Origin of the sequence: Nonomuraea sp. MG754425, from assembly GCF_021699195.1 — a bacterium.
GTDB lineage: Bacteria > Actinomycetota > Actinomycetes > Streptosporangiales > Streptosporangiaceae > Nonomuraea.
In genome coordinates this window covers 1-10,677 of the sequence record NZ_SSXE01000265.1, presented here as the reverse complement: position 1 = coordinate 10,677, position 10,677 = coordinate 1, and the positions used below count along the sequence as shown (strand labels likewise).

At 73.3% G+C, this 10,677-nt stretch carries 14 protein-coding genes; 5 read left to right on the top strand and 9 right to left on the bottom strand.

From position 1 onward, the window contains the following. Window positions 1-167 precede the first annotated feature (167 nt). The 7 genes from FAF44_RS48810 to FAF44_RS48780 form a co-directional block, all read right to left on the bottom strand. Window positions 168-1,130, bottom strand: coding sequence for a hypothetical protein (locus FAF44_RS48810; protein ID WP_237110303.1), 963 nt, complete (start codon window positions 1,128-1,130; stop codon window positions 168-170). Window positions 1,131-1,134: 4 nt separating this feature from the next. Next, a complete protein-coding gene (locus FAF44_RS48805) occupies window positions 1,135-2,115 on the bottom strand; it encodes a hypothetical protein (RefSeq protein WP_237110302.1) in 981 nt (326 codons plus the stop codon). Window positions 2,116-2,170: 55 nt separating this feature from the next. Continuing rightward, complete coding sequence (locus FAF44_RS48800) at window positions 2,171-2,644, bottom strand: SRPBCC domain-containing protein (RefSeq protein WP_237110301.1); 474 nt, start codon at window positions 2,642-2,644, stop codon at window positions 2,171-2,173. Continuing rightward, entirely contained in the window at window positions 2,637-2,975 is a 339-nt protein-coding gene (locus FAF44_RS48795) for a helix-turn-helix transcriptional regulator (RefSeq protein WP_237110300.1), read from the bottom strand. The genes FAF44_RS48800 and FAF44_RS48795 overlap by 8 nt, the downstream gene beginning before the upstream one ends. Before the next feature lie 39 nt (window positions 2,976-3,014). Continuing rightward, window positions 3,015-3,755, bottom strand: coding sequence for an SDR family NAD(P)-dependent oxidoreductase (locus FAF44_RS48790; protein WP_237110304.1), 741 nt, complete (start codon window positions 3,753-3,755; stop codon window positions 3,015-3,017). An 82-nt stretch (window positions 3,756-3,837) separates the two neighbouring features. Continuing rightward, window positions 3,838-4,197 (bottom strand): DUF2203 domain-containing protein, encoded by a 360-nt coding sequence (locus FAF44_RS48785; RefSeq protein WP_237110299.1) that lies wholly within the window; start codon window positions 4,195-4,197, stop codon window positions 3,838-3,840. Between the two features lie 9 nt (window positions 4,198-4,206). Further along, the gene (locus FAF44_RS48780; protein WP_237110298.1) at window positions 4,207-4,878 is read right to left on the bottom strand and encodes a GntR family transcriptional regulator; all 672 of its coding nucleotides are present in this window, start codon (window positions 4,876-4,878) and stop codon (window positions 4,207-4,209) included. A 100-nt stretch (window positions 4,879-4,978) separates the two neighbouring features. Between FAF44_RS48780 and FAF44_RS48775 the strand changes: the two genes are divergently transcribed. From FAF44_RS48775 to FAF44_RS48765, 3 genes are all read left to right on the top strand, one after another. Then, entirely contained in the window at window positions 4,979-6,298 is a 1,320-nt protein-coding gene (locus FAF44_RS48775) for an MFS transporter (RefSeq protein ID WP_237110297.1), read from the top strand. A 66-nt stretch (window positions 6,299-6,364) separates the two neighbouring features. Continuing rightward, window positions 6,365-7,297, top strand: a complete 933-nt coding sequence (locus FAF44_RS48770) for an SPFH domain-containing protein (RefSeq protein WP_237110296.1) — start codon at window positions 6,365-6,367, stop codon at window positions 7,295-7,297. A 137-nt stretch (window positions 7,298-7,434) separates the two neighbouring features. Further along, a complete protein-coding gene (locus FAF44_RS48765; RefSeq protein ID WP_237110295.1) occupies window positions 7,435-8,142 on the top strand; it encodes a sirohydrochlorin chelatase in 708 nt (235 codons plus the stop codon). Window positions 8,143-8,232: 90 nt separating this feature from the next. Here FAF44_RS48765 and FAF44_RS48760 read toward each other — a convergent pair whose 3' ends face one another. Next, window positions 8,233-8,757, bottom strand: a complete 525-nt coding sequence (locus tag FAF44_RS48760; RefSeq protein WP_237110294.1) for a hypothetical protein — start codon at window positions 8,755-8,757, stop codon at window positions 8,233-8,235. Between the two features lie 82 nt (window positions 8,758-8,839). Here FAF44_RS48760 and FAF44_RS48755 point away from each other — a divergent pair, with 82 nt between their 5' ends. Then, a complete protein-coding gene (locus FAF44_RS48755) occupies window positions 8,840-9,295 on the top strand; it encodes a hypothetical protein (protein ID WP_237110293.1) in 456 nt (151 codons plus the stop codon). Window positions 9,296-9,409: 114 nt separating this feature from the next. Beyond that, entirely contained in the window at window positions 9,410-9,730 is a 321-nt protein-coding gene (locus FAF44_RS48750) for a hypothetical protein (RefSeq protein ID WP_237110292.1), read from the top strand. On the opposite strand, the gene FAF44_RS48745 is transcribed toward FAF44_RS48750, so the two are convergent. Beyond that, on the bottom strand, window positions 9,622-10,677 hold a 1,056-nt coding region (locus tag FAF44_RS48745), incomplete at its 5' end, for a CHAT domain-containing protein (protein WP_237110291.1). The two genes, FAF44_RS48750 and FAF44_RS48745, sit on opposite strands and share 109 nt — an antisense overlap.

The following is a 10,677-nucleotide window of genomic DNA, read 5'->3' as shown; positions in this document are numbered from 1 at the left end:
GGCGGGTGGCGGTCCTCGCCGACCCGTTCGGCGCGCGGTTCGCGGTGATCACCAGCTCGGCCTGAGAGCCGGCCTGCACGCATACGGTGCGTGCAGGCCGGTCTTTCCCCGGCGTCGGTCGTTCCCGACGGCGGACGCCCCTGACGCGAGCCGCCGGGGAAGGCCGCTCAGCCGCCGCAGGCCGCGAAGACGAACGAGTCGGACAGCACGGTGTACCGGTCCCTGACCCGCACGGCCCCCGTCCGGGTGTCGATCCGCACGATCGTCATCCGGGTCGAGCCGGACGCCTCGCCGGTCAGGTGCGCGGTGACCTGGGTGTCGCCCGTCCAGTCGAGCATCTGCAGCTCTCCGGCCGGGAGCTTGACGCGCCGGCGCCCGGAGAGCTGGTCGCCGCCCGTGTCGTACGTCACCAGCTCGGCCCTGGCCCCGGTCACCAGGCTCGCCACGGTACGCCCGTCGGCGGCCAGCGCCTGGGGCGCGTTGGCCGTGATGACCTGCGGCGGCGTGACCCGGCGCAGTTCCTCGCCGGTGTCGCTGTAGACGACCAGGTCGGTGACGCCCTCGTCGGCCTCGACGGTGGTGAGCACCTCGTCGCCGTCGCCGCTGAAGCCCAGCACGGACGCCTCGGCGGGCAGGGTGCCGAGCAGGCCGCCGGTCCGGGTGTCGAAGATCCGGGTGCCGGCCTGCTTCTCGCTCTCGACGACCGCGGCGAGCCGGGCGCCGTCGTCGGACAGCAGCAGCGTCACCTCGTACTGGGCGGCCTTCGGCAGCGCGTTCGCGGGCAGCCGGGTGCGGCCGCCGCCGAGTGTGCGCACGGCCAGCCGGCCCTCGCCGGTGAAGTACGCGACCCGCCGGCCGTTCCCGGAGACCGCGATCGGGGCCGGGAAGTAGCGGCTGGAGGAGCCGTCGGCCTCCTTGGCGACGGCCTGCGCGTCGGGCAGGGCCATCCGCCCGCCGTCGTGCCGGACGAGCCGCCACCCGCCGCAGGGCCGGGTACCGCCGTCCTTGACGGGGCAGCCCTTGATGGAGGCGTAGCGGATGGTGTGGTCGTGCGGGGCCGCTGAGGCGGGCGCGGGCCAGGACAGGGCCAGCGCGGCGGTCAGAGCGGCCGTGAGGATCTTGGTGCGCATGTCGTCATCCCCCTGCCACGGTGAACGTGTAGTTCTTGCCGATCCGGTAGACGTCGGCCCGCGCGACCTCGCCGGCCGCCGGATCGACGGTGAGCACCCGTACCACCGTCGTGTTCCCGTCGCCCGGGTCGCCGGCGAGCGTGACCTTGAGGCGCTCGCCCGCCCACGACGCGCCCCACGGCGACATCCCGGCGCCGTCGCGCAGGTCGAGCCCCGGGGAGAGCGCCCCCGTAGCCAGGTCGTACGTGCGGAGCCTGGGCGGCTTGCCGCTGTCGGCATCGCCGGGGATGAGGGTCGCCACCGTGGCGCCGTCGGCGGCCAGCGCCCAGATGTCGGCGTTCACGATGACCTGGGGCGGCGTGCCGTGGACCGAGCCGCCGGCGACGCGCAGGGCGTACAGGGCGGTGGTGTTGTCGCGCATCAGGCGGGTGGCCAGCACCTCGTCGGCGTCCTCGCTGAAGCCGAGCACGCGGTAGGCGGCCGGCACCGTGGTGGTGCGGCCGGTGGCGACGGTGATGACCTTGGTGGGCAGGCGGCCGTCCTCGTCGTAGTAGTCGACCAGGACGCGGTCGCCCGTCGGGGACAGCGTGAGGGCCAGCGCGTCGCTGCCGACGCCCTTGGGCCTGGCGCGCTCCGGCAGTTCGGTGACCGGGCCGCCGGTGACGCGCTGGACGACCAGGCGGTGGTCGCGGGCTCGTTCGTAGGCCATGACGCGGCCGTCGCCGCTGAGCGCGAACGCGGCGGCGTCGCGGGTCACGCGGCCCTTGCCGTCGACGCCGCGGCCGGCCGCGCCGCGCACGGTGACCTGGCGGCCGTCGCGCATGAGCAGCCGCCAGCCGCCGCAGGGGTCGTGGTCCTGGCGCTTGGCGTCGTAGCAACTCTTGATCCAGGCGGCCCTGGCCGTGGGTGGCGCGTGCTGCGCCTGCGCCGGGGTGGCGATGACCGCGGGCGCGAGGAGCGCGGCGGCCAGCGAGGAGAGCCTCATCGGCGGTGTCCTTTCTGCTCACCTCCTTAGAGCCGCCCGGGGCGTGACCGGTTGGTCACATCTGGGATACGACCAGCGCGGCGAGCCGGTCCATGGACTCCCGGCCGCCCCTGGGCCCGCCGGCCTTGACGATGGCGTCGCGGGCCTCGACCGACGGGTGCACGGACCGGGCGGTGTAGCGGGTGCCGCCGTCGAGCGCCGTGAGAGTGACCGTCTCCAGCGCCACCTCCTCGGGCGCGCCCTCGAACTCCCAGGTGCGCACGTATCGCTCGGCCGGCACGACGGCGTGGTAGACGCCGCTGAAGAAGTGCTCCCGGCCGCGCGCGTCGACGTTGGCGAAGCGCCAGCGTCCGCCGGGGGCGACCTCCATCCGCTCGACCCGGGTGCTCAGGTGGTGCGGACCCCACCATCGCGGGATCAGCTCCGGGTCCGTGACCACCCGGAAGACCAGGTCGGGCGGCCCGTCGAGAACCCGGATCATGACGATGTCCTGCCGTCCGGGCTCGATCACGAACTCCGTGTCAGTCATGCTGGTTTCCTTCCCTGATGCGCCGGATCTCCCGTTCCAGGCGGTCGAACCGGCCGCTCCAGTGCTCGCGGTAGCGGTCGATCCACTCGGAGGCCGTCTCCAGCGGCGCGGTCTCCAGGCGGCAGGGCCGCCACTGCGCGTCGCGGCCCCTGCTGATCAGGCCCGCCCGCTCCAGCACCTTCAGGTGCTTGGAGACCGCCTGGAGGCTCATCTCGAACGGCTCGGCCAACTGGTTGACGGTCGCCTCTCCCTCGGCCAGCCGCGCCAGGATCGCCCGCCGCGTCGGGTCGGCGAGCGCGGCGAAGGTGAGGCTGAGCGGATCGTCGGGCATCCGGGGCGGTCTCCCTGTCAGAAGGCGGGCTCGATCACCCTAGTGGTCCACGATCGCGCCGCAGGAGAGGTTCACCGTCGCCGAGGTCATGCTCCCGGCCAGGTCGGAGGCGGTGAACGCGGCCACATTGCCGACGTCGGCGAGCGTGGCGGCGCGCTTGAGCAGGCCGCTCTCCGCGATGGCGGCGGCGATCTCGTCCTTCGGGGCGAAGCCGTCGGGGATGCTCTCCGGGATGCCGCCGGTGACCAGGGTGACGACGCGGATGCCGTACGGGCCGAACTCGCACGCCCACTGGCGGCGCATGCCCTCCATCGCGTCGAGCGCGACCTTGAACCCGCCGAGGCCGGGCGCGGTCTGCGGCCCGCCGCCGCCGAACATGAGGATGACCCCGGAGCGGCGCGGGACCATGTGCCGCACGGCGGCCCTGGTGGTGAGGAACTGCGTGCGCGTGGCCACCTCGATCGGCCGCAGGAACTCCGCGGCGGTGATCTCGCCGAGCGGGCGCTGCACGTCCTGGACGCCGATGACGTTGAACGAGATGTCGATCCGGCCCGCCCGCTCGGCGACGGAGGCGGTGAAGGCGTCCACGGCGGCCTCGTCGAGGGCGTCCACCTCGGCGCTCTCGGCTCCTGGGAGGTCGGCGGCGAGGTCGTCGAGCTTGTCGCGGGTGCGGCCGGCCAGGAAGAGGCGGGCTCCCTCGCGGGCGAAGGCCCTCGCCGCGGCCGTGCCGATCGGGCCGGCCGCGCCGTAGACGACGGCGACCTTGTTCTCCAGGAGCACTGTATTCAACCTTTCGGTTTATCAACTTATAAGTTGAATACAGGACGCGCGGAAGGTCCGTCAAGGCCGGTGCGACGAAGGACTAGAGCGGGCGGCGGCCGGCGAAGCCCAGCTCCGTGCGGTGGTACCAGCCCAGCTCCGTCTCGCCCTCGATCCAGCAGAGCCGTACGGAGACGCCCTCGATCACCGAGGGGAAGTCGACGAGCACCGGCGCGATGCCCTTGACCTCGATGCCCTGCTCGCTCCAGCCGCTGAGGATCTCCTCGATCCGGGCCTGGAGCCCCTTCAGCTCGGGCAGCCCGCCCAGCTCGGACCGGCCTCCGGAGCGCCGTTCGAAGTCGATCTCGGTCAGGTCGGCGCGGGCCGCGATCAGCTCCCCCGCCTCCCGGATGACGGCGGGGAGCAGCGCGCGGGCCTCGTCCAGGGTGAAGATCGGGTCCATGGGCACACGCTAGCGGTTGGGCTCGTAGGCGCGGATCAGCAGGCGCTCGGCATGGTCGAGGTAGTCGTCGAGATAGGCGGCGGCCCGGTCGGGCTCGCCCGACTCGATCAGGCCGACCAGCGTGCGGTTGCGGTCGACGAACGGCTCGTGAAAGGCCCGCGGGTTCTCCATGACGTGGAAGACCAGGCGCAGCTCGGCGAGGAGCTGGCGCATGGCCTCGTCGATCCTGGGGCTGTCGTTGAACGACACGAGCGCCTGGTGGAAGCGGATGTTGGCGGTGCCGACGCGCTGCCAGTCGTCCTGCGCGGCGGCCCGTTCGGCGTCGGCCACCGCCTCCTTGATCACGGTCAGCGCCTCCCCGGCCGGCGCGCGCCGCACGGCCGCGCCCTCCAGCACGCGGCGCACCCGGTAGAGGTCGAGCACGTCCTCGACGGACGGGAGCCGGACGAACACGCCCCTGTTGAGCCGGTGGTCGAGCAGCCGCTCGTGCCCGAGCAGCCGGAACGCCTCGCGCAGCGTGTTGCGCGAGACCCCGAGCGCCTCCGAGATGGACTCCTCCGACAACCGCTGGCCAGGCTGGAAGAACCCCTCGCTGATGCGGTCGCGCAGGATGTCGGCCACCCGCTCGGCCGTGCTGCTGCGTCCCAGTCGAGGGCGGTCCTGGGAGAGATCAGCAACCACGTTATCCACATTTAACAGGGAATCATGGAGCAAACCTCTTGTCGAATTGTTCAACGATCCTTACGTTGAGAATTATCCCCCACATTCAAGGAGCGAACGGATGTCAGGCTCCACGCAACAGACGCGACGGGTGATCCTCGCCAGCCTGATCGGCACCTCGCTGGAGTGGTACGACTTCTTCCTGTACACCACCGCGGCGACCCTGGTCTTCCCCCAGTTGTTCTTCCCGTCACTCGACCCGTTCAACGCGACACTGGCGTCGCTGACCACCAACGCCGTGGCGTTCGTGGCCCGGCCGCTCGGCGGCGTGGTGTTCGGGCACTTCGGCGACCGGGTGGGCCGCAAGACCGTGCTGGTGGTCACGCTGCTGGTGATGGGGATCTCGACGTTCCTCATCGGCGTGCTGCCCGGCTACGCCGCCGTGGGCGTGCTGGCCCCGGCACTGCTCGCGCTGCTCAGGTTCGTCCAGGGCCTGGGGCTCGGCGGCGAGTGGGGCGGCGCGGTGATCATGTCGCTGGAGCACGGCGACGGCCGCCGGCGCGGCTTCAACGCGAGCTGGCCGCAGGTCGGCGTGCCCGCCGGGTACGTGCTGGCCACCGGCCTGCTGACGATCCTGTCCTTCACGATGTCGGACGCGGCGTTCCTGTCGTGGGGCTGGCGGGTGCCGTTCCTGCTGTCCGGGGCGCTGGTGTTCGTGGGCCTGTGGGTCCGGCTGAAGGTCACCGAGTCGCCGCTGTTCGCCGAGGTCGAGCAGCGGGGGACCAAGGCGAGGATGCCGCTGGTCGAGGTGCTGCGCACGCACCCGCGCGCGCTGCTGTCGGCCTTCACCGCGCGCATCGGGGTGGACGTGGCGTTCTACATCTTCACCGCGTACATCATCGTCTACCTCACCGGGGAGCTGGGCCTGCCGCGCTCATACGCGCTGAACGCCGTGCTCATCGGCTCGGCCCTGCAACTCGCGCTGATCCCGCTGGCCGGCTCGCTGTCCGACCGGTACGGCCGCCGCCCGGTGTACCTCGCGGGCGTGGCCGGGGCGGCGGTGTGGGCGTTCGCGTTCTTCCCGCTGCTCGACACCAAGTCGTTCCCGCTGATCGCGCTGGCCGCGGTGGTGGCGCTCGTCACCCACGCCGCCATGTACGGCCCGCAGGCCGCGTTCATCGCCGAGTTGTTCAGCACCCGGCTGCGTTACAGCGGCGCGTCGATGGGCTACCAGGTCGCCGGCATCGTCGGCGGCGCGCTGGCCCCGATCATCGCCCTGCAGCTCTTCGAGTTCTACCGGTCCACGATCGCGGTCTCGATCTACGTCGTCCTCGCCCTGGCCGTCACGGCCGTGGGCCTGGCCATCGCGCCGGAGACCCGCGACCTCGACCTCGCCGAGCCGCCCAGGGCCAAGGCCCGCCAGGCCGGCCCCTTCGCCTGACCCCGTGCACCCCGAGAGCCGGCGCGGGCGGCGGCTGCCAACGCCGCCCGCGCGGAAAGGGTCCCGATGAGAACAGCTCTGGCCGTCATCGCCGCCATCGTCGCGATCCCCCTGATCATCGGGGCGATCGGGGGCCTGGAGAGCACCGGGGGCGGCGAGGTGGCCGTCGTCCGCGACGGCGGGCCGCTCGACGACAACAAGGTCCGCCAGGTGATCGACCCCGGCTCCGGCCTGACCTGGACCGGCATGTGGTCCTCCGTCCACCGCTATCCGGCCCAGCAGCGCTTCTACACGATCACCGCCGACGCCAAGCGGGCCACCACGCTCGGCGTGGACGCGGTCACCGTGCCCAGCGGCGACGGCGTGAACCTCGGCATCGAAGGCACCCTCTACTTCACCCTCAACCTGGACCACGAGACGCTGAAGCGCTTCGACGACCGGTACGGGACACGCACCTTCCGCACCCAGGACAACGGCTCGCTCTACCCCTGGGACGGCGACGACGGCTGGACCGCGTTCTTCGGCCAGGCCGTCCGCCCGGTGATCGACAACGCGCTGCGCGGGCAGATCGGCTCCATGCGCTGCGCCGAACTGGTGCCCTCCTGCGCGCTGCTGCAGAGCTCCACCCCCGAGCCGCAGGACAGCAACGCCACCATCACCAGGGTCCAGGACGCGGTCAACGCCTCGCTGGCCCGCGACCTGCCCGTCACCCTCGGCGGGAGCTTCCTGACCGGCCTGCGGTTCACGCTCGCGAAGGTGACGCTGCCCGCCGACGTGCAGCAGGCCGTGGACCGCTCGCTGGCCGCCTCCGCCGCCGTCTCCGAGGCCGAGGCGAAGGTGGCCCAGGCCAAGGCCGAGGCCGCGGCGAACCAGGCCAGGCAGGACGGCTACGACAAGTGCCCCGCCTGCGCCGAGATCGACAAGCTCAGATCGCTGCCCCAGGGCATCACGGTGTACGCGCCCGGCAACCCGCAGTCGGTGGTCGTGCCCGCACGGTGACCACGTCAGGGGGTTGTGACGCAATCGCCATCGATTCCCAGAACAAGCAACCGCGAAACGGCATAAACTGCGCGCCTGTGAGCCTGCCTGTACGTGAACGTTCCCCCCGGCCGGGCGGCGGTCGCCACCGCCTCCCCGTGCCCACGTCCTTGCCGCCCGACGCCCCCATGCTCGTGCTCGCCACCCCCGGCGGCACGTCCGGTGTGGCGGAGGAGATCGCGGCCGTCGTACGCGTCGACAACCCGCAGATCGAGGTGCGGCTGACCAGCGTCACCGACCTGGCAGACTCCCTGCCCGCCGGTCGGGACGCCATCGTCGTGCCCCTGCTCACGTGGGAAGACCCCGTCGTGATGGCGGAGATCGGCAAGGCCGTCGCGGCCGGCGGCTCGGGAGCCATCGTCACCGAGGCGCTCGGGCCGCACCCGCTGCTGGCCGAGGCCCTGCACATCCGGCTGGCCGAGCGCGGCCTGGCCAGGGCCGACCGCGTCCGCCTGCTGAACGTCTCCAGCCCCGTGGACGCCGTCGTCCTCGCCACCGCGGGCGGGGAACGCGCGGTGCGGGCCGTGCAGGCCACCGCCGTGCTCCTGGCCTCCCGGCTCACGCTGCCGGTGGTCGCCGCCTCGCTGGACAGCGAGCCCGGCGTCACGGTCGCGGCCCAGCGGCTGCGCGCCGCGGGCGCCGAACGGCTGGCCCTCGCGCCCTGCCTGATCGGCCACGAGGCCCCGCCCGGCATCGTCGAGCAGGCCGCGACGGCCATCAACGCCGGCCACGCGGAGCCGCTCGGCGCGCACAGCGCCGTCGCCGAACTCGTCGCACGGGCGTACGGCAGCCAGCTCGCCACCTGACGAAGCTCCAGGAGAGCACCCTCGCGTACGTCCCGCGCACGGACGCGCACCTCGGCCTCCGTGCCGCCACGGAGGCCGACCCGACCGGCCTCACGCCATCGCGGCCCGCCAGCCCTCGATGACACGGGCGGCGATCTCCGGTGGGAGCGCGCCCGCTCCGTCCACGACGAAGTCCTCCACCCGGGACGCGTCCAGGATCGAGGCCAGCTCCCCCGACCTGTTCAGGTGCCAGGCCAGCCCCTCGGGGTCCGCGGCGTGGCGCGCCCGCAACCGGCGGCGCACCTCCGGCAGGCCCACGCGCAGCCGGCAGACGGTGAGCGGGACGCCGACCGCCTCCTCGTGACCACGGCGTTCCGCGCGGCTCTCGACGACACCCGCCAGCACCAGCCGCCGCGCCCCCGCCGCCAGGTGGTTGGCGGCCACCGCACGCAGGTTGAGCAGCGTCAGGCGACCGTGGAAGGGATCGGACGGCGGCGCGGGCCAGGCGCGGCGCAACCAGTCGAGGTCGATGACCGCGTTCGGCACCCGCCGCCCGGCCAGCGCGTCGCCCACGGCGTCGGCGACGGTGGTCTTGCCGGCTCCCACGGTGCCGGTGATCAGCAGGGCCTGTGCCATTCCCGCGATGCTACCGGCGCTGTGAGAGCGGAATTGTCGGTGCCGCGTCCTACGATGAGCCTCCTCACGGAGGGATAGTCACATGCTCGACGCGCTGATCGTGCCCCTGTTCGTCACGACGGACCTGCCGCCCGAGGCGGACCTGGCCGAGTTCGGCGAGCTGCTCGCCGAGACGGCCCGCGTGCTCGGCCACGAGGGCACGGGCTACGCGGCGTTCCTGGCGGGCAAGGTGTTCTGGCTCGACCGGCCGCTGCTGCCCGAGCAGCGCCCGGCGGCGGAGGGCGAACTGCGCTTCGCCGGGATGCTCGGCCACCTCGCCGCCTCCGGGTCCGGCCACACCTCGCGCGAGGTGGTCGGCGACGTGCGCCGCGCGATCGGGGCCGCCGTGGCGAGCCGCTACGGCGACGTCGGGGTCTCGCCCGCCGTGTTCGCCATCCGCGACCACGACGTCCGCGAGCGCACCCCGGAGACCTCCCTCTACGTCGACACGCGCGACGCGGCGGCCGAGCTGGTGAGCGCGACCAGGTCTTACCTTTAGATCCCGCTTTCGCCCTGCTTCTAGCCAGCCGGGGCTTTCGCATGCCATCGTGAACGGCGATTCGTGCCCGCGGACGGCGACCCGGCGGGCCTTGAGCGGTGTGGAGGTACTGCGATGGCGGTGATCGGCGCGATCTGCTTCGGTCTGGTGATCGGCTGGATCACGTACGGGTCGTTGCGCCACCGGCGGCCGGGCGAGTCGCCGGCGGCGTTGGCGGACCTCGCGGCCGTGCTGGCCGCCGTGGGCGGCGGGCTGGTCACGGCGCTGCTGGGCTCACCCGCGATGTTCGGCGGGTACGCCGTGGGGCTGGCCGTGGGCTTCTTCGGTTACCTGGCGCTGGTGACACTCATGCCCGGATCTCCGTGGACGGGTGCGTCGTCCCCCAAGCCGACCGGCACGAACGAGGCCCAGAGGTCGGGCTCGGTCGAGCCGTAGAGCTCGCGCAGGCCGAGCACGGCGGCGCGGACGGCGCGGGCCGGGCCGGCGCCGGCGCGCAAGCGGGTGTGCACATCGCGGGCGAGGGCCCGGGTGATCTCGGCGGAGACCGGCCAGAGGGTGAGCAGGGCCGACCTGACGCCCGCCCGTAGCAGCGCGTAGGACAGCGCGGCCAGGCCGTCCCCGGCGGGCGCGACGGGTTGCGGCGCCGGCTCGTGGGCCGTGATCAGCGCGAGGCCGGCGGTCACGTTCATGGTCATCAGACGGCGGGCCGTGAGGACGCCGTCCGGCAGGCGCAGGCCCGAGCCGAACGGGTCGGCGTGGTCGTACACGGCGGGGCAGGCCAGGTGCAGCACGTCCCGGACGCCGGGCAGGAGGGACGAGACGGCCTCGCCGTCCGTGTGAGGCCGGGTGCCGAGCAGCGCGGCCACGTCGTGCGCCTCGGCCTCCGCCGGCGGGCGCGTGGCGGGGTCGGCCGCCCAGCCGAGCACCAGCGAGGCGCCGCCCGGTGTGCGGGGCCGGCTCCTCAGGCGGGACAGGACCGCGGCGGAGGGCGCGTAGGTCACGGGGAACCGTGCGAGCAGCGGGCGGCCTGACGGGGCCAGGGCGTGCAGCGGGATCTGCCGCAACTCCGGGGACGGCAGCAGATGGAGCAGGTCGATGCCGTCGCCCAGGGCGTCGGTCGCGGCGGCGAGCAGCAGATCGGCCAGACGGTTCCAGAGGTCCGCGCGGTGGCGGCGGGCCTCGATGTCGAGCAGGCCGGGCCGGTGGCCGTGGACGGTGCGGCGGAAGCCGTCCAGCAGGACGGGGCCGACGGCCGTGGGGAAGGCGCGCGGCTCGGGCCAGCCGGTGCGGTGGGCGAGCACGGTCACGGTGGACTCGTCCAGGTGGAACCCGAGCAGCGCCCTCGCCCCGGTCGCGCCCTCGTGGCCGGGGACGCTGACGAG

Excerpts from the sequence above, each read along its gene's own strand:
- FAF44_RS48810 (WP_237110303.1), bottom strand. The coding sequence starts at position 1,130 with ATGCGCACCAAGATCCTCACGGCCGCTCTGACCGCCGCGCTGGCCCTG.
- FAF44_RS48805 (WP_237110302.1), bottom strand. The coding sequence starts at position 2,115 with ATGAGGCTCTCCTCGCTGGCCGCCGCGCTCCTCGCGCCCGCGGTCATC.
- FAF44_RS48800 (WP_237110301.1), bottom strand. The coding sequence starts at position 2,644 with ATGACTGACACGGAGTTCGTGATCGAGCCCGGACGGCAGGACATCGTC.
- FAF44_RS48795 (WP_237110300.1), bottom strand. The coding sequence starts at position 2,975 with ATGCCCGACGATCCGCTCAGCCTCACCTTCGCCGCGCTCGCCGACCCG.
- FAF44_RS48785 (WP_237110299.1), bottom strand. The coding sequence starts at position 4,197 with ATGGACCCGATCTTCACCCTGGACGAGGCCCGCGCGCTGCTCCCCGCC.
- FAF44_RS48775 (WP_237110297.1), top strand. The coding sequence starts at position 4,979 with ATGTCAGGCTCCACGCAACAGACGCGACGGGTGATCCTCGCCAGCCTG.
- FAF44_RS48770 (WP_237110296.1), top strand. The coding sequence starts at position 6,365 with ATGAGAACAGCTCTGGCCGTCATCGCCGCCATCGTCGCGATCCCCCTG.
- FAF44_RS48760 (WP_237110294.1), bottom strand. The coding sequence starts at position 8,757 with ATGGCACAGGCCCTGCTGATCACCGGCACCGTGGGAGCCGGCAAGACC.
- FAF44_RS48755 (WP_237110293.1), top strand. The coding sequence starts at position 8,840 with ATGCTCGACGCGCTGATCGTGCCCCTGTTCGTCACGACGGACCTGCCG.
- FAF44_RS48750 (WP_237110292.1), top strand. The coding sequence starts at position 9,410 with ATGGCGGTGATCGGCGCGATCTGCTTCGGTCTGGTGATCGGCTGGATC.